Raw genomic sequence first — 17,695 nt, forward strand, 5'->3', positions numbered from 1 at the left:
TCCCCGGTGCCGGGTCGAGCGGAGGGGAATCAGAGCCGGAGGTCACCCCTCACGACGAGACCCAGAAGATCATGAACCTCCGCGACATCCACATCCCCGTGCTCCTCGAGCGTTGCATCGAGTTGCTCGCCCCCGCCCTGGAGAAGGACGGCGCCGTGCTCGTCGATGCCACCCTCGGCATGGGCGGGCACTCCGAGGCGTTCCTGGACCGCTTCCCCGGCATCCGGCTCATCGGCCTCGACCGCGACACCGACGCGCTGCGCATCGCGGGGGAGAGGCTCGCCCCGTTCGGCGATCGCGTGCGTCTCGTGCACACCGTGTACGACGAGATCGGCCTGCACGCGCAGGACGCATCCGCGATGCTCTTCGACCTCGGGGTCTCGTCCCTGCAGCTCGACGAGGCCGATCGCGGCTTCGCCTACTCCAAGGACGCGCCGCTCGACATGCGGATGGACCAGACCCGCGGGACCACCGCCGCCGACATCGTCGCGACCTACAGCGAAGGGCAGCTCCGGCGCATCTTCGAGCGGTACGGCGAGGAGAAGCTCGCAGGCCGCTATGCGCGGTTCATCGTCGAAGCGCGTGCGGAACGGCCGATCCTCCGTTCGGGTGAGCTCGTCGACCTCCTGGTCGCGGCCACGCCCGCGGCCGCGCAGCGCTCCGGTCACCCCGCCAAGCGCGTCTTCCAGGCGCTGCGCATCGAGGTCAACTCCGAGCTGAGCGCCCTCGCCGACGCGATTCCGGCGGCGATGGACGCGCTCGCGGTGGGAGGCCGCATCGCGGTGATGTCGTACCAGTCGCTCGAGGACCGCCTCGTGAAGCAGGCGTTCGCCGCGGGCGCGGCCTCGACCGCACCTGCAGGGCTCCCCGTCGAACTGCCCGAACACGCGCCGAGGTTCCGCATCCTCACCAAGGGTGCGGAGCAGGCGAGTGAGGAAGAGCGCGCGCGCAACCCGCGTGCGATCCCGGTGCGTCTCCGCGCCGCCGAGAAGATCAGGGAGACGGCATGAGCCTTTCCGCACTGAGCGCAGAGCCGCTCGCCGCCCCCGGCCGGCAGGATCCGGAGCGCCCCCGCGAGCGCCGGCTGCGTCCGGTCTCGGCGCCGTCGCCGCGTCGCCGGCCCAAGCTCGCCTATGCGCTGCTGGCCGTCGCCGGGGCCGTGATCATCGGCGGAGCGCAGATGGGCATCTCGCTCGCCGCGACGCAGGACTCCTTCGTCCTCGCCGACCTCACCTCGCAGCAGCGGGCGCTGGCCCTGGAGAAGAACGCCTTGCAGGAGGAGCTGACCGGTCTCAGCTCGCCGCAGGCGCTCGCGACCAAGGCCGCCGCGATGGGGCTCGTCGTTGCCGGCAGCGCCTCCTATCTCCGGCTCAGCGACGGCAAGGTGCTGGGGGCGGGCGAGGGGTCGGGCTGGACGTCCACCGTCGACCCGAACGGACCGGGCAAGGTCGGCAACTCCCTGCTGGTCGTCCCCAAGCCGCCCGCTGACGCCGACAAGCCGGTCAACGACAGCGAGCAGAAGTCCTCGCTCCCGCCGTCCCTGACCGACGGCCTGCCCACCCCCCAGACGCACTGAGCACATCGAGAACCGGACGGAGCATCCCATGACGAGCCGAGCAACCCGCGGACCACGTCGTCGCACCGTCGCAGCCTTCGGGCTCGTGCTCGTGGTCCTCGGCGCCTTCGTCGTGCGCCTCGTCGACATCCAGGTGGTGCACGCCGACGACCACATCGCGGCATCCCTCAAGACGGGGAACCTCGGCTCCACGGTCACGATCGCCGGCAACCGGGGTTCCATCGTCGACGAGAACGGCACGGTCCTCGCCTCGAGCAAGCTCGTCTACGACGCGCAGCTCGACCCGCTGGTCATCTTCCAGCTGGAGGATCCCGAGTCGGAGACGAAGCCGAAGATGCCGTGGGCGGAGGCCAGCGACCGGATCGCCGAGGTCATCGGCAAGACGGGCGACGAGGTGCGCAAGGTCGTGGACGACGCACGGGCCACGAACCCGAACTCGCAGTACGCGCCACTCGCCAAGGGCCTCACCACCGCGCAGTACCTGAAGCTCCGCGAACTCAAGCTGCCGTACCTCGCGATGCCCTCCCGCAGCGTGCGCGTGTACCCGAACGGGGCCGTCGCGGGCAATGTGGTGGGCTTCCTCAACGGCGACGGCAAGGCCCAGTACGGCATCGAGCGGATGGACGACTCGTGCCTGGCCCCCAAGAACGGCGAGCGCAGCTACCTCAGCGGCACCGGCGGCGTGATCATCCCGGGCAGCGAACGGGAGACGCCCGCGGTCGACGGCGGCGAGGTGAAGCTCACGATCGACAGCGACCTGAACTGGTACCTCCAGCAGATGATCGCCGAAGAAGCTCAGAAGCAGGGCGCGCAGGGCGCCAGCGCCCTCGTCGTCGAGGTCAAGACGGGCAAGATCCGCGCCGCGGCCGAGTGGCCGTCGCTCGACCCGAACAACGTCGGTGCGACCAAGTCGAACTACTGGACCTCGCAGATCTTCTCGCACACCTACGAGCCGGGATCGACGTTCAAGGCCATCACCGCGGCGACCCTGCTCGAAGAGGGCGCGGCGACGCCCGGGACCGTGGTCTCCGCGTCCAGCCGGGAGAAGTTCCCCAACGGCGCCGTGATCAACGACGCGTTCTCGCACCCCCAGAACAACTACACGCTCGCCGGGGCGCTGATCGACTCCTCCAATGTCGCGCTGTCGAAGTTCGGCACCAAGGTGTCGCCGCAGACCCGATACGACTACCTGAAGAAGTTCGGGGTCGGGCAGAAGACGGCGGTGGACTTCTACGCCGAGGAGCCGGGCGGCGTCGCCTCCCCGGAGAAGTGGGACAACCAGTCGCTGTACACCACCACCTTCGGGCAGCACTTCACCGTGACCGCCGCGCAGGTCGCATCCGCATACCAGACGCTCGCCAACGGCGGCGAACGGATCGATCTGTCGCTGGTCGAGTCCTGCAAGGACGCCGAGGGCAAGGAGCACGCCGTCAAGCCCTCCACCGAGCGCGTGGTGTCGGAGAACACCGCCGCGCAGGTGCGCCGGATGCTGGAGAACGTCGCCGTGCAGGGCGAGCTGGCCAACACGATCAAGGTCCCCGGGTACCGGATCGGCACCAAGACGGGCACCGCCCAGGTGGCGGACGGTCGCGGCGGCTACAAGCCCGGCGTCTACTTCACGAGCATCGTCGGGGTGGCGCCGATCGAGGACCCCCAGTACATCGTGATGATCACGATGGACCAGCCGACTAGGATTACTTCGTCCGCAGCAACCGCGCCCGCTCTGCAGAAGGCGCTCACCCAGGTGCTGAAGACCTACCGCGTAGCCCCGTCGACCGAACCGATGGACGCGCTCCTTCCCAAGTTCGGATGACACCGGCATTCGCCGCGCCTGGAGACACCCATGATCGCCCTGACGTTCGCCGAGATCGCCGCCGTCCTCGGAGGTGAGCTGCGCACCGTCGGAGCAGACGCCCCCGAGACGGTGGTCGACGGGAACGTCGACACCGACTCGAGGAACATGCAGCCGGGCTCGATCTTCTTCGCCAAGCCCGGCGAGGTGACCGACGGGCATCTCTTCGTCCCGGCCGCGGTCGAGGCGGGCGCGGTGCTCGCCGTCGTCGAGCACGTCGTCGACGTCGAGGTCACCCAGATCGTCGTCCCTGACGTCGTGCAGGCCCTCGCGGACCTCGCCCGTGAGGTGGTCGCCCGGGTCCGCGCGGGCGGCGACCTGCGCGTGGTCGGCATCACCGGCTCGAACGGCAAGACGACGACGAAGAACCTCCTCGCCCGCATCCTGCAGGACGAGGGGGAGACCATCGCGCCCCGGGCGTCCTACAACAACGAGGTGGGCGCCCCTCTCACGATGCTGCGGGTCACGCACGACACCCGCTTCCTGGTCAGCGAGTTCGGCGCCGCCGGCGCGGGCAGCATCGCCCGTCTCGCCGGTCTCGTCGAGCCGGACGTGGCCGTGGTGCTGATGGTCGGACTCGCCCATGCGGGAGGCTTCGGCGGGATCGAGCTGACGGCGAAGGCGAAGGCGGAGCTCGTGCAGGTCGCGCGCGCCGACGGCGTCGCCGTGCTGAATGCCGACGATCCGCGCGTGGCGGCCATGCGGTCGATCGCCGAGGAGCGCGGCATGCACGTGGTCGCGTTCGGGCAGACCGGGGGCGCGGACGTCCGCGCCCACGACATCGAGGTGTCCGCCACCGGCACGGCCTGCGTCGTGGAGACGGCGAGCGGCGCGCTTCCGCTGCGTCTGCAGGTGCTCGGCGCCCACCACGTGAGCAACGCCCTGGCGGCGATCGCTGCCGCCAGGGTGCTCGGGGTCCCCGTCTCCGACGCGGTGGCGCGGCTGGAGACGGTCGAGATCGCGGAGCGCTGGCGGATGCAGCCCCTCGGAGGCGACCGCGTGCGGATCATCAACGACGCGTACAACGCGAGCCCCGACTCGATGGCTGCGGCGCTGCGCACCCTCGCGCAGATCGCCGCGCCCGGGCAGCGCACCGTCGCCGTGCTGGGCGCGATGAGCGAGCTCGGCGAGAGCGCGGGGGAGGAGCACGATCGCATCGGGCTTCTCGCCGTGCGACTGAACATCCAGCGGATCGTCGTCGTGGGCGCGGATGCGCGGCGGCTCTTCCTCGCCGCGGTCGGCGAGGGGTCGTGGGACGGCGAAGCCGTCCACATGCCCGACGCCGACGCCGCTTTCGACTACTTGAAGGACGAACTCCGTGAGGGTGATCTGGTGCTGGTGAAGTCCTCGAACTCGGCCGGTCTTCGGCATCTGGGCGACCGTCTGGGAGAATCGTTCTCGTGAGGTCACTCATCATGGCGGCGGCCATCTCTCTCGCTTTCACGCTCTTCCTGACACCGGTCTTCCTGAAGCTCTTCCGGAAGCTGGGCTGGGGGCAGGTCATCCGCACCCCGGAAGCGGTCGAGAACCCGAGTCACGGTGCGAAGCGCGGGACGCCCACCATGGGAGGGCTCATCTTCATCGCCGGCACGATCGTCGGCTACCTCGCCGGCGTCTACGCCGGCGGCAGCACGCCCTCGCTCTCCGCCCTCCTCGTGCTCTGGGTGATGGTGGGCTTCGGCGCCGTCGGCTTCATCGACGACTACATGAAGGTGCGCAGCCAGCGCAGTCTCGGTCTCTCCGGCTGGCGCAAGGTCATCGGGCAGCTGCTCGTGATCGTGCCGTTCGGCGTGGTCGCCCTGCTCCCGGCGTTCCAGAACCGCTGGGGACAGACCCCGGCGAGCAGCTCGGTCTCGCTCTTCCGCGACATCCCGTGGCTCGACCTGATGGTGATCGGCGGCCCGATCCTCGGCTGGCTGCTCTACCTCGCCTGGATCTCCGTGATCGGCGTCGCCACCTCGAACAGCGTGAACCTCAGCGACGGCCTCGACGGTCTCGCAGCCGGTTCCGGCGTGCTCGTGGTGGGCTCCTACGCCCTCATCGCCTTCCGCCAGTTCCAGCAGTCCTGCGTCGGCGCCGCCGCCTCGCTCGAGGGCTGCTACGACGTGCGGGAGCCGCTCAACCTCGCGACCGTGGCCGCCGCCTTCGCCGCGGGGCTCATCGGCTTCCTCTGGTGGAACGCCCCCAAGGCGAAGGTGTTCATGGGCGACGTGGGCTCGATGGCCATCGGCGGCGTCATCACCGCGATGGCGATCCTCACCCGCACGGAGCTGCTGCTCCTGGTCATCGCCGGCGTCTACGTGCTCTCCAGCGGATCGGTGATCCTGCAGCGCGCGTACTTCAAGATCACCCGGGGCAAGCGCCTCTTCCTCATGAGCCCCTTCCACCACCATCTCGAGATGCGCGGATGGCAGGAGGTGACCATCGTGGTCCGCCTCTGGATCATCGCCGGTCTCCTCGCGGCGGTGGGCGTCGGGCTCTTCTACGTCGACTGGCTCACCCAGGTCAGCGGATGAGCGAGCGCCTCGACGCCCTGACCAGCTGGCACGCGGACTGGAAGGGTCTGCGCGTCGCCGTGCTCGGGCTGTCGGTCACCGGCTTCTCCGTCGCCGACACGCTCACCGAGCTGGGCGCCGAGGTGCTGGTGCTCAGCGAGGCCGCATCCGAGGACCACGAGCGCCTGGTCCCGGTCATCGGCGCCGGTCTCGTGCTGGGTCCTCTCGACGCGGTGCCGCCGGCTCTCGAGGCCTTCGCGCCGGAGGTCGTGATCGCATCGCCGGGCTTCCCGCCCTCGCATCCCGTCATCCGGTGGACGAGAGACTCCGGCATCGCCCTCTGGGGCGACGTCGAGCTCGCCTGGCGCGTGCGCGACAAGGTCGTCCGCGCCGACGGCACGCCCGCCGACTGGGTGCTCATCACCGGGACCAACGGCAAGACGACGACGACGCAGCTCACCGCGTCGCTGCTGGTCGCGGGCGGGCTCCGTGCCGCTCCCTGCGGGAACATCGGGGTACCGGTCCTGGACGCCGTGCGTGACCCGGAGGGCTTCGACGTGCTCGTCGTCGAGCTCTCCAGCCATCAGCTCTGGTACATCGGCAACGCCGACGCCGTCGGGCAGCTCTCGCCCCATGCCGCGGTGTGCCTGAACCTCGCCGACGACCACCTCGTGTGGCATGGCGGCGCCGAGGCCTACCGCGACGCCAAGGCCGTCGTGTACCGGAACACCCGGGTGGCCTGCGTCTACAACAAAGCCGACGAGGCCACGATGCGCATGGTCGAGGAGGCCGACGTCGTCGAGGGGGCGCGCGCGATCGGGTTCGACCTCGGCAGCCCCGGTCCGAGCGACCTCGGCGTGGTGGACGGGATCCTGGTCGACCGCGCGTTCCTCGACGAGAGGCGTCGTCAGGCGCTCGAGCTGACCACGGTCGACGAGCTCCGCGCCGCGGGTCTCGCCGCACCCCACATCGTGCAGAACATCCTCGCCGCCGCGGCGCTGGCCCGTTCGCTCGATGTGCCCCCCGACGCGATCCATCGCGCGCTGCGCGAGTTCCGCCTCGACGCACATCGCATCCAGGTGATCGCCGAGCACCGCGGCATCCGCTGGGTCGACGACTCCAAGGCGACCAACCCGCACGCCGCCGCGTCGTCGCTGCGCGCCTACCCCGGTGCGGTGTGGGTGGTCGGCGGCGACCTGAAGGGCGTCGACCTCTCCGATCTGGTCGCCGACGCCGGTGCCACCGCCGGAGCGGCGATCGTCATCGGCGTCGAACGGGAGCCGGTGCTCTCCGCATTCCGGCGACACGCGCCGCACGTGCCGGTCTTCGAGGTCATCCCCGCTGACACTGGAGATGTCATGACCCGTGTCGTCGAACTCGCGACGGGGATCGTCGGCGAAGAGGGCACGGTGCTGCTGGCCCCCGCGGCGGCATCCTTCGACCAGTTCTCCAGCTACGCGGATCGCGGCCATCGCTTCGCCGAGGCGGTGCAGCACTGGATCGAGCGGGGGAGCGCCGATGACGCAGACGGCTCGCCCGGGTCGGACTGACCGAGGACCCTCCGACGCCGCATCGCGCGGCGGCCTCGCGGCCCGCGTCTCGCTCGGCAGACTGTTCACCCCGGTCTCGACCGAGTTCCTGCTGATCTCCTCGGCGGCGTTGCTGCTCACGGTCTTCGGACTCGTCATGGTGCTCTCGGCGACCAGCGCGAACCCCACCGCGCCCTTCGAGGCGGCGATCAAGCAGGGTGTGTTCGCGCTGCTCGGCGTCCCGCTGATGTTCGTCATCAGCCGCATCCCGATCCGGCTGATGAAGAAGTTCGCGTGGCCGGTGCTGATCGGCAGCGTGCTGCTGCAGCTGCTGGTCTTCGTCCCCGGTCTCGGTGTCTCCTCCGACGGCAACCAGAACTGGATCAGGGTGGCGGGCTTCACGATGCAGCCCTCCGAGTTCATGAAACTCGCCCTCGCGATCTGGATCGCCTTCGTGCTGCTGCGCAAGGAGGCGCGGCTGGGCATCTGGCACCACGTCTTCATCCCCGTCGTGCCGGTCTCGATGCTCGCGATCGGCACGGTGCTCGCCGGTCACGACCTCGGCACGGCGATGATCATCGTGCTCGTCGTGCTCGGCTGCCTGTTCTTCGCCGGTGTCAAGCTGCGCCTTTTCATCATCCCGGTGCTGCTCGGCGGCGCCGCGGTCGGAGCGCTCGCGATCTTCAGCGGCGACCGGATGCGGCGCATCAACGCCGACTGCAGCGACATGTCCCAGTACGGCGGCAACTGCTACCAGGCGATCCATGGCATCTGGGGGATGGCCAAGGGCGGCTTCTTCGGCGTCGGTCTCGGCAACTCGCAGGAGAAGTACGGCTGGCTCCCGGCGGCGGCGAACGACTACATCTTCGCGATCGTCGGCGAGGAGCTGGGCCTCATCGGCTGTGTGCTCGTGCTCGGCCTCCTCACCGCCTTCGCGATCGGCGCCTTCCGCATCATCCGCCGGTCGCCCGACCAGTTCGTCCGCGTGGCCTCCGGCGGGATCGTGGTGTGGATCGTCGGTCAGGCGCTCATCAACGTCGGCGTCGTCATCGGCATCTTCCCGGTGCTCGGCGTCCCCCTTCCCTTCATGTCCCAGGGAGGCACCGCTCTGCTCTCGGTGCTGATGGCGAGCGGCGTGCTGCTCGCGTTCTCCCGCACGCTCCCCGCGGCGGCCCCGGCGGAGACGTCGTCGATGTCGTCCGGCCGGGGTGGCAAGGGTAAGGTCACGAGGTGACCACGTACCTTCTCGCCGGCGGGGGCACCGCCGGCCATGTGAATCCGCTGCTCGCCGTCGCCGATCTGCTCCGCGACCGTGAGGGGGCGAACGTGCTGGTGCTCGGCACGAAGGAGGGACTCGAGTCCCGGCTGGTACCCGAGCGCGGCTACGAGCTGCTGATCGTCGACAAGGTCCCGTTCCCTCGACGGCCGGGCGGGCAGGCGCTGGCCTTCCCCATGCGCTTCCGGCGTGCGATCGCGCAGGTGCGCGCGCACATCCGCGCCCACGGCGTCGACGTCGTGATCGGGTTCGGCGGCTACGCGTCCGCCCCCGCTTACGTCGCCGCCCGCCGCGAGGGAGTGCCGTTCATCGTGCACGAGGCGAACGCCCGCCCCGGGCTCGCCAACGTGCTCGGCGCACGCAGGGCTGCCGGGGTCGGCGTGGCCTTCGAGGGCACTCCGATCAAGCGCGGAGAGGTCGTCGGCATGCCCTTGCGGCGGGAGGTGGTCGAGCTCGATCGCGCCGCTGCGCGCGACGAGGCGGCCGAGCTGTTCGGCCTCGACCCCGCGAAGCCGGTGCTCCTGGTGTTCGGGGGATCCCTCGGTGCCATGCGCCTCAACGAGGCCTTCGCCGGCTCGTGGGCGGACGTCCTCGCCGCCGGATGGCAGCTGCTCCACGCGACGGGGGAGCGCAGCGATCTCGTCGACCCCGAGGTCCCCGGCTACCGGATGGTGCGCTACATCGACCGCATGGACCTCGCCTTCGCGCTCGCGGACATGATCGTGTCGCGCTCCGGTGCGGCCACGGTGAGCGAGGTCAGCGCGCTCGGCATCCCCGCCGTGTACGTGCCCTACGCGGTCGGCAACGGCGAGCAGCGCCTCAACGCCTCCTCGGCCGTCGAGGCCGGTGCGGCGATCATCGTCGATGACGCCGGCTTCTCGGGGGACGTGGTCCGGGAGCGGGTGATCCCGTTGCTCACGGACCCCGGTCGGATCGCGGCGATGGCGACCGCGGCGGAGAAGGTGGGGACGCGGAACGGTGCGGAGAACGTCGTCGCGATGATCGACCGGGCTCTCGGGTCCGCCGAATAGACTGGGCTGGACATGATCAGACCCGACCTCACCCTCCCCATCCCCGAGTCCATCCAGTCGGCGCACTTCATCGGCATCGGCGGTTCGGGCATGAGCGGGCTGGCCCGCATGTTCCTCGACGCGGGCATTCGCGTCTCCGGCTCCGACCGGGCGGACAGCGCGAACCTGCGCGCCCTCGCCGAGGCGGGGGCGACCGTGCACGTGGGGCACGACGCCGCGCACTTGGGCGACGCCGACACGGTCGTGCACACGGGCGCGATCTGGCCGGAGAACCCCGAGTTCGTCACCGCCAAGGAGCGGGGGCTGCACGTCATCCACCGCTCGCAGGCGCTGCACTGGCTGATCGGCTCCCGGCGCCTGGTGTCCGTCGCCGGCGCGCACGGCAAGACCAGCTCGACGGGGATGATCGTCACCGCCCTGCAGGCGCTGGGCGCCGATCCGAGCTTCGTCAACGGTGGGGTCATCGAACAGCTCGGCGCGTCGAGCGCGACGGGCGCCGACCCCCTCTTCGTCATCGAGGCCGACGAGTCCGACGGCACGTTCCTGCTGTACGACACCGCGATCGCCCTGATCACCAACGTCGACCCCGATCACCTCGACTTCTTCGGCGACGAGGATGCGTTCTACGACGCCTTCGTGCGGTTCGCAGACGCCGCGTCGGAGGCCGTGGTCATCTCGAGCGACGACCCCGGCGCCCTGCGGGTGCTCCGTGGCCTGAACCACGGCACGGTCGTGACCTTCGGCGAGGCCGCGGATGCGGACGTGCGGGTGACCGACATCGTCACCGCCGGCCCGGTGGCGGCGACGGTCGCCTATCGCGGTGCCGAGGAGCGGATGCAGCTGGCCGTCCCGGGCGCCCACAACGCGATCAACGCCGCCGGCGCCGTCGCCGTGCTGCTCACGCTGGGCCATGGCCTCGCAGAGGCGGTGCGGGCCGTCGAGGGCTTCGCCGGAACGGTGCGCCGACTCGAACTCCACGGCACCGAGCGCGGCGTCGCGGTGTACGACGACTACTCGCACCATCCGACGGAGGTCCGCGCGGCCCTGCAGGCGATGCGCGGGATCGCCGGCGAGGGGCGGGTCATCGCGATCCAGCAGCCGCACACCTACTCGCGCACGCAGCATATGTACCGGGAGTTCGCCGAGGTGCTCGAGTCCTTCGCGGACCACACGGTGATGCTCGACGTCTACGGCGCCCGTGAGGACCCGGTTCCCGGTGTGACAGGCGAGCTGGTCTCCGGCGCGTTCGCCGACCCGTCGCACGTGCACTTCGTCGCCGACTGGCAGCAGGCGGCCGACTACGCGGCGAGCATCGCCCGGGACGGCGACCACATCGTGACGCTGGGCTGCGGCAACGTGTACCAGATCATCCCGCAGGTGCTCGACTCCCTCCGGCGGACCGCGGAGCGCTGACGTGCGTCGCCCGGCCCCCCTTCCGGCCTCCCCCGAGCAGGAGAGCGCGCCGGCTCAGCCGCCGCTCCCGCTCCGGGGGCGACGGGAGACCTCGCCTCCGGCGGGTGACGCCGATGAGACCGCGCCGATCGATCCGATCGACCCGGTCGGCGGCGTGCCCGAAGCGGAGGACGGGCAGGGGGCCGAGGTCACCTCCGGCGATGTCTGGCGGGCGGCCCGAGCGAGACGCAAGGCCCTGCGGGCCGAGATCCGGAGGTTCACCCAGCGGTCGAGGCGTCGCCGGATCATCTGGCTGAGCTCGATCGGTGTCGCCGTCCTGGTCCTGCTGGGGAGCGTGCTCGTCGCATACAGCCCGCTGTTCGCCGTCGAGAAGATCACGGTGGCGGGCACGAAGGCGCTCGACGCCAAGGAGGTCGAGAAGGCGCTCGCCGGGCAGCTCGGCACGCCCCTCGCCCTCGTCGACCAGAGCGCCGTCAAGGCCGCACTGGTGAAGTTCCCCCTGATCGAGACGTACGCTCTCGAGGCGCGTCCGCCGCACGACCTCACCGTGCGCATCGTGGAGCGCACGCCGATCGGCGTCATCAAGTCGGACGCCGGCTACACCCTGGTCGACGCCGCGGGCGTCGCGCTCTCCACCACATCGGCGCAGCCTGCCGGGCAGCCGCTGCTCGACATCGGCGCGGCCCCCGGCTCCGCGGTCTTCGAGAACGCCGGGCTCGTAGTCCGTTCGCTGCCCGCCGACGTGCGGGCGCGTCTGACGGGAGTGCGAGCCAGCACCCCCGATGACGTCACGCTGACCCTGGACGGGAAGGTCGCGATCGTCTGGGGGAGCGCGGAGAAGTCCGCCGAGAAGGCCCTCGCGCTGACGCGGGTGATGAAGGCGAAGCCGGACGCTCGGTCCTACGACGTGTCCTCTCCGGCGGTCCCGCTGGCCGGCTGAGCCTCCGGAGGCGCCCTGGCGCCGTCGATCGCGGCGAAACGCCGTGTCGCTTGCGGGCGCGGCCCCCGCCGCCGCATACCTTCGATCGTGAGAACGCAATACCGGGAAATACTTTACACCTCTACTTGAGGTTTAAGGTTCACATTCTTTCAGGCTCGAAAAATCGGAGGCCGGACATGAGCCAGAACCAGAACTACCTCGCCGTCATCAAAGTGGTCGGCGTCGGCGGCGGCGGCGTCAACGCCGTCAACCGCATGATCGATCTCGGCCTTCGCGGCGTGGAGTTCATCGCGGTGAACACCGACGCGCAGGCGCTGTTGATGAGCGACGCCGACGTCAAGCTCGACGTCGGCCGTGAGCTCACCCGCGGGCTCGGCGCGGGCGCCGACCCCGAGGTCGGGCGGCGTGCCGCAGAGGACCACGCCGAGGAGATCGAGCAGGCGCTGACCGGCGCCGACATGGTCTTCGTCACCGCCGGAGAGGGCGGCGGCACCGGCACCGGCGGCGCGCCGGTGGTCGCGCGGATCGCGAAGTCCATCGGCGCCCTGACCATCGGCGTCGTCACGAAGCCCTTCTCCTTCGAGGGGCGCCGTCGGCAGAGTCAGGCCGAGGCGGGCGTCGCGAAGCTGAAGGAAGAGGTCGACACGCTGATCGTCGTCCCCAACGACCGTCTGCTGGAGATCAGCGACCGCGGCATCTCGATGATCGAGGCGTTCGCGACCGCCGACCAGGTGCTCCTCGCCGGTGTGCAGGGCATCACCGACCTCATCACCACCCCGGGGCTCATCAACCTCGACTTCGCCGACGTCAAGTCTGTGATGCAGGGCGCCGGCTCCGCGCTGATGGGCATCGGCTCGGCGCGCGGCGCCGATCGCGCCATCAAGGCGGCCGAGCTCGCGGTCGAATCCCCGCTGCTGGAGGCCTCGATCGAGGGCGCGCACGGCGTGCTGCTGTCGATCCAGGGTGGCTCCAACCTCGGGATCTTCGAGATCCACGACGCCGCCGACCTCGTCAAGGAGGCCGCGCACCCCGAGGCGAACATCATCTTCGGAACCGTCATCGACGACACGCTCGGCGACGAGGTGCGCGTCACGGTGATCGCGGCCGGTTTCGACGGCGGGGAGCCCTCTCCGCGCCTCGAGCCGATGGTCGTCGAGCGCCCGGCGAGCACACTGCCGGCTGTCGCGCCCATCGAGGAGCGCCACGAGGAGGCCGAGGAGGAGCGTCCCGAGACGAACATCGCCGTCCCGACGACGGGCTTCGAGCCGGCGTTCGACGACAACGACCTCGACGTCCCCGAGTTCCTGAAGTGAGGTGAGGTCGCGGGGTCGCCGGCCCGGCCCCGCGACACACCGATGGAACAGCACCGCAATCCCGAATCAGCGCCCCGACCGGGGTTAACCTCGAACCAGACCCAGACCGACCATCCGGAGGACACGATGGGAAACCCGCTCAAGAAGACCATGGTGTATCTCGGCCTCGCCGATGAGGAAGAGGTCTACGAGGAGGAAGCTCCTCAGCAGGCCGCTCCCGTGCGGACCCACCGTGAGCGCGAGGAGCCGGCCCCCGCGCCCGTGACCCCGCTGCGTCGGCCGTCAGCCGTCCGCCAGCCCGCGGCCGGCGCGGTCAACGAGATCCTCACCGTGCACCCGAAGCAGTACCGCGATGCGCAGCTGATCGCCGAGAACTTCCGCGAGGGGATCCCGGTGATCATCAACCTCTCGCAGATGAGCGACGCCGACGCGCGCCGTCTCGTCGACTTCGCGAGCGGCCTCTCGCTCGGCCTGTACGGACGCATCGAGCGGGTCACCAGCAAGGTCTTCCTGCTCTCTCCCGAGAACATCGCCGTCTCCGGTCACGGCGGCATCGCCCAGGCGGAGTCCGCCGGGTTCGATCACTCCTGATCTTGGAGGTCCTGCACGTCATCGGCGGCATCGTCAATACGGTGCTGCTGCTGTATCTGCTGATCCTCTTCGCGCGGCTGATCCTCGACTACATCCCGATGTTCAACCGTGAATGGCGTCCGAAGGGCGCCGGGCTGATCGCCGCCGAGATCGTGTACACGATCACCGACCCTCCGATCCGGATGTTCCGTCGCCTGATCCCGCCGTTGCGGATCGGACCCGTCGCGCTCGATTTCGGTTTCGCGCTCACCATGCTGTGCGTGCTGATCCTGATGTCGATCGGACGTGCGATCTTCCCTTGAACCGCAGCCGAGCACTGCGCCTCCCAGCGCGGGGGACTATGCTTGGCTCCCAGGCGCGCGCCCCGGGTACGCGCCACGTGAAATACCGTCGGGTGCCCCGCATCCGGCACAAAGCACTCATCGAAAGAGGAGCCACCCATGGCACTGACCCCGGATGACGTCGTCCACAAGGAGTTCCAGCACGTCCGCTTCAAGGACGGCTTCGACCCGGACGAGGTCGACGACTTCCTCGACGAGATCGTCGTGGAGTGGCGGAAGGCCCTCGAGGAGAACAACGAGCTGAAGGCCAAGCTCGCCGCCTACGAGTCCGGCGAAGCCGCGGCTCCGGCAGCTGCTCCCGCCCCTGTCGAGGCCGCTCCGGTCGTCGCAGCGCCGGCTCCTGAGGCAGCCACGGCGCCGACCACCGCCACCGCGGGCATCATCGAGCTGGCACAGCGCCTGCACGACGAGCACGTCGCGGAGGGCGAGGCCAAGCGCCAGCAGCTCATCTCGGACGCCGAGCAGGAGGTCACGCGCATCCGCACGGAGGCCGAGGCCAAGCAGCGCGAGGAGACCGCACGTCTCGAGCGCGAGCGCAACACCCTCGAGGGGCGCATCACCGAGCTCCGCGAGTTCGAGCGCGACTACCGCAGCAAGCTCCGCAGCCTGATCGAGGGTCAGCTGCGCGATCTCGACCAGAAGGCGTCGTCGACCGACTCGACTCCGGTCTCCGCGATCGGACTGTAGGCCGCCGTTGGCCCGTCCAGCACTTCGTCGATCGGCGGCTGGTGCGATCGTCGCGATTCTCGCGGCGCTCGTGCTGGCCGCCGATCAGTTCGTGAAGTACCTCACGATCCAGCACCTGCCGTACGGAGAGCCGGTCCCCGTGATGGGACGGTTCTTCCAGCTGCTCTATGTCCGCAATCCGGGCGCCGCGTTCTCGATCGGGTCGCAGTTCACCTGGATCTTCACGATCGCGCTCGCCCTCGTGGCCGGTGTGATCGTGTGGAAGGCCTTCGGCCTGCGCTCCCGTCTCTGGGCCGTGGTCCTCGGCTGCCTCCTCGGCGGCGTGCTCGGGAATCTGGGCGACCGGCTCTTCCGCGACCCGGGGTTCGGCGTCGGCCACGTGGTCGACATGATCTCGATGCCGTGGATGATGCCGGCGATCTTCAACGTCGCCGATGTGTTCATCGTGACCGGCATGATCTCGGTCGCCCTGCTGATCGTGTTCGGGCTCCGCTTCGACGGCAGCAGGGAGAAGGACGGCGAGGACTCCGCCGACGCCCCGACGCCGTCCGGCGAGGATCAGCCGGCGTCGGATGCGGCCGAGGCGCCGCGCACCGCGGAGGCCTGAGAGTGCAGTCCCGCACGCTCCCGGTGCCCGACGGACTCGACGGCGCACGCGTCGACGCCGCGCTGGCGAAGATGCTGGGCTTCTCACGGACCTTCGCGGCCGAGGTCGCGGAGGCCGGCGGCGTGATGCTCGACGGCGCCGTGCTCGGCAAGTCCGACCGGCTGCGCGCCGGCGGCTGGCTCGACGTGAGCTGGCGGCCGAAGCAGGAGCCGCAGATCGTTCCGATCGCGGTGCCCGAGCTCGGGATCGTGCACGACGATGACGACATCGTGGTGGTGGACAAGCCCACGGGCGTTGCCGCGCACCCCTCACTGGGGTGGGAGGGGCCGACCGTCGTCGGAGCCCTCGCGGCCGCGGGGTTCCGGATCGCGACCAGCGGGGCCCCCGAACGACAGGGCGTCGTGCACCGGCTCGACGTCGGCACCAGCGGGCTCATGGTGGTCGCCAAGACGGAGTCCGCGTACACCGCGCTGAAGCGGGCGTTCAAGGAGCGCACGGTCGAGAAGGTCTATCACGCGGTGGTCCAGGGGCACCCGGATCCGCTCGCCGGGACGATCGATGCGCCCATCGGCCGACATCCCCACCACCAGTGGAAGTTCGCCGTCGTCCCCGACGGCAAGCCCAGCATCACCCACTACGAGACGCTCGAGGCGTTCCCCGGGGCGTCTCTGCTCGAGGTCCACCTCGAGACCGGCAGGACGCACCAGATCCGGGTGCACATGGCCGCTCATCGCCATCCGTGCGTGGGTGATCCCCTGTACGGCGCGGATCCGACGATGTCCGCGCGGCTCGGGCTGACGCGACAGTGGCTGCACGCGCACCGACTCGGCCTCACGCATCCCGCGACGGGCGAGTGGGTCGAGTTCGAGTCCCCGTACCCCGAGGACTTCCGGCACGCGCTCGAGGTGCTGCGCGGGGAGTGAAACGTCGGCGGCCGGTGCCAGACTCCCGGTATGGACATCGACGTACGCCCCGCCACCGAGTTCGACGACGTCGCAACGCTCGTCGGGCCGAGGAACCCCGGATCGAACGTCTGCTTCTGCCTCAGCTACCGGATCGGGAGCAAGGAGAACGGCGCCCTCCGCGGCGAGGAGCGGGCCGAGCGGGTGCGTGAGCTGTGTCATGAGGATCCGCCTCTCGGCGTGATCGCCTACCTCGACGGGGAACCGGTCGGCTGGGCGGCACTGCACCCCCGGCGCGACACGAGCTTCGCCCGCAACCGGCTGATCCCGCACGTCGACGACCTCGACGTGTGGTCCCTGTGGTGCTTCCGGGTTCGTCCGGGGCATCGCACGCAGGGGCTGATGCACGCCCTGCTCGACGGTGCGGTCTCCTACGCGCGTGAGCGAGGAGCGCCGGTGGTCGAGGGGTATCCCGTGGACAACGCCGGCGCGAAGGTGAACCAGACGATGATGTACGTCGGCACGCGCGGGATGTTCGAGCGCGCCGGCTTCGTGATGGCCGCCGAGACGCGATCGGTGCTGGACGGATTCCCGCGCGTGCTCATGCGCCTCGACCTGCGCTGAGTCAGATCAGGCGTTCGGACGTCCGCCGCGGAAGTGCGCCGGGTCGTCCTCGGCGAGCGCGAGCGCGATCTTCCGGACGTGCTCCCGGTCGACCTCGCCCATCGCACCGAGGTCGTAGAAGCCGACCTCGGTGAGCTCGCCGTCCGCGGGATGCGGCTCGCCGGAGATCCAGGTGCACCGGAAGACGATGTCGAGGTAGTCGACCTGATCCCCGTTGCCGTAGACCACGCGCGGCAGACGGTGCACGAGCGCGACGCGATCGACGGAGACGACGACGCCCGCCTCCTCGAGGCACTCCCGCGCAGCGGCGTCCGCGGGCTCCTCACCGGGCTCGAGGATACCGGCGACGGCCTGCCAGGCGCCGTTGTCCGCGCGCTTCCCCAGCAGCACCTTCTCGTCGCGGAAGACCACGGCGGTGACGCCGACGAGGGGCAGCGGGTCGTGTCCGATGCGCTCGCGCAGCGCGAGCACGAAATCAGGGGTCGCCATCGCCCCAGCGTATCCGGAGCCAGTCCGCC

At 70.1% G+C, this 17,695-nt stretch carries 18 protein-coding genes; 17 read left to right on the top strand and 1 reads right to left on the bottom strand.

Annotated features, from left to right (window positions below):
- Positions 1-71 precede the first annotated feature (71 nt).
- The 17 genes from rsmH (at position 72) to ABWO84_RS08630 (ending at position 17,177) form a co-directional block, all read left to right on the top strand.
- A complete protein-coding gene (rsmH, locus tag ABWO84_RS08550; RefSeq protein ID WP_353114096.1) occupies positions 72-1,010 on the top strand; it encodes a 16S rRNA (cytosine(1402)-N(4))-methyltransferase RsmH in 939 nt (312 codons plus the stop codon).
- Complete coding sequence (ftsL, locus tag ABWO84_RS08555) at positions 1,007-1,576, top strand: cell division protein FtsL (protein ID WP_353114097.1); 570 nt, start codon at positions 1,007-1,009, stop codon at positions 1,574-1,576. The genes rsmH and ftsL overlap by 4 nt, the downstream gene beginning before the upstream one ends.
- Before the next feature lie 28 nt (positions 1,577-1,604).
- Positions 1,605-3,389 carry a peptidoglycan D,D-transpeptidase FtsI family protein gene (locus ABWO84_RS08560; protein WP_353114098.1) on the top strand — a complete coding sequence of 595 codons (1,785 nt, stop codon included), beginning with the start codon at positions 1,605-1,607 and terminating at the stop codon, positions 3,387-3,389.
- A gap of 30 nt (positions 3,390-3,419) precedes the next feature.
- Entirely contained in the window at positions 3,420-4,832 is a 1,413-nt protein-coding gene (locus ABWO84_RS08565) for a UDP-N-acetylmuramoyl-tripeptide--D-alanyl-D-alanine ligase (protein WP_353114099.1), read from the top strand.
- Positions 4,829-5,944 carry a phospho-N-acetylmuramoyl-pentapeptide-transferase gene (gene mraY, locus ABWO84_RS08570; RefSeq protein ID WP_353114100.1) on the top strand — a complete coding sequence of 372 codons (1,116 nt, stop codon included), beginning with the start codon at positions 4,829-4,831 and terminating at the stop codon, positions 5,942-5,944. The genes ABWO84_RS08565 and mraY overlap by 4 nt, the downstream gene beginning before the upstream one ends.
- Positions 5,941-7,473, top strand: a complete 1,533-nt coding sequence (gene murD / locus ABWO84_RS08575) for a UDP-N-acetylmuramoyl-L-alanine--D-glutamate ligase (protein WP_353114101.1) — start codon at positions 5,941-5,943, stop codon at positions 7,471-7,473. Before mraY ends, murD begins: the two co-directional genes overlap by 4 nt.
- Positions 7,442-8,686: a putative lipid II flippase FtsW gene (gene ftsW, locus ABWO84_RS08580; RefSeq protein ID WP_353114102.1), complete on the top strand. Its 1,245-nt coding sequence runs from the start codon at positions 7,442-7,444 to the stop codon at positions 8,684-8,686. The genes murD and ftsW overlap by 32 nt, the downstream gene beginning before the upstream one ends.
- Positions 8,683-9,759: a UDP-N-acetylglucosamine--N-acetylmuramyl-(pentapeptide) pyrophosphoryl-undecaprenol N-acetylglucosamine transferase gene (locus ABWO84_RS08585; RefSeq protein ID WP_353114103.1), complete on the top strand. Its 1,077-nt coding sequence runs from the start codon at positions 8,683-8,685 to the stop codon at positions 9,757-9,759. Before ftsW ends, ABWO84_RS08585 begins: the two co-directional genes overlap by 4 nt.
- Before the next feature lie 12 nt (positions 9,760-9,771).
- A complete protein-coding gene (gene murC / locus ABWO84_RS08590) occupies positions 9,772-11,172 on the top strand; it encodes a UDP-N-acetylmuramate--L-alanine ligase (RefSeq protein WP_353114104.1) in 1,401 nt (466 codons plus the stop codon).
- Position 11,173: 1 nt separating this feature from the next.
- The gene (locus ABWO84_RS08595; RefSeq protein WP_353114105.1) at positions 11,174-12,112 is read left to right on the top strand and encodes a cell division protein FtsQ/DivIB; all 939 of its coding nucleotides are present in this window, start codon (positions 11,174-11,176) and stop codon (positions 12,110-12,112) included.
- Between the two features lie 176 nt (positions 12,113-12,288).
- Positions 12,289-13,425: a cell division protein FtsZ gene (ftsZ, locus tag ABWO84_RS08600; RefSeq protein WP_353114106.1), complete on the top strand. Its 1,137-nt coding sequence runs from the start codon at positions 12,289-12,291 to the stop codon at positions 13,423-13,425.
- A 126-nt stretch (positions 13,426-13,551) separates the two neighbouring features.
- Positions 13,552-14,016, top strand: coding sequence for a cell division protein SepF (locus ABWO84_RS08605; protein WP_353114107.1), 465 nt, complete (start codon positions 13,552-13,554; stop codon positions 14,014-14,016).
- Positions 14,017-14,018: 2 nt separating this feature from the next.
- Positions 14,019-14,318, top strand: a complete 300-nt coding sequence (locus tag ABWO84_RS08610) for a YggT family protein (protein ID WP_353114108.1) — start codon at positions 14,019-14,021, stop codon at positions 14,316-14,318.
- 138 nt (positions 14,319-14,456) lie between these two features.
- Positions 14,457-15,044, top strand: a complete 588-nt coding sequence (locus ABWO84_RS08615) for a DivIVA domain-containing protein (RefSeq protein ID WP_353114109.1) — start codon at positions 14,457-14,459, stop codon at positions 15,042-15,044.
- A 91-nt stretch (positions 15,045-15,135) separates the two neighbouring features.
- Positions 15,136-15,651, top strand: coding sequence for a signal peptidase II (gene lspA, locus ABWO84_RS08620; RefSeq protein ID WP_502915406.1), 516 nt, complete (start codon positions 15,136-15,138; stop codon positions 15,649-15,651).
- Between the two features lie 2 nt (positions 15,652-15,653).
- Complete coding sequence (locus tag ABWO84_RS08625; RefSeq protein WP_353114111.1) at positions 15,654-16,574, top strand: RluA family pseudouridine synthase; 921 nt, start codon at positions 15,654-15,656, stop codon at positions 16,572-16,574.
- Positions 16,575-16,604: 30 nt separating this feature from the next.
- Entirely contained in the window at positions 16,605-17,177 is a 573-nt protein-coding gene (locus ABWO84_RS08630; RefSeq protein ID WP_353114112.1) for a GNAT family N-acetyltransferase, read from the top strand.
- A 6-nt stretch (positions 17,178-17,183) separates the two neighbouring features.
- Here ABWO84_RS08630 and ABWO84_RS08635 read toward each other — a convergent pair whose 3' ends face one another.
- Complete coding sequence (locus tag ABWO84_RS08635; protein WP_353114113.1) at positions 17,184-17,666, bottom strand: NUDIX hydrolase; 483 nt, start codon at positions 17,664-17,666, stop codon at positions 17,184-17,186.
- Between the last annotated feature and the right edge of the window lie 29 nt (positions 17,667-17,695).

Source organism: Microbacterium sp., assembly GCF_040394595.1.
Classification (GTDB): Bacteria; Actinomycetota; Actinomycetes; order Actinomycetales; family Microbacteriaceae; genus Microbacterium.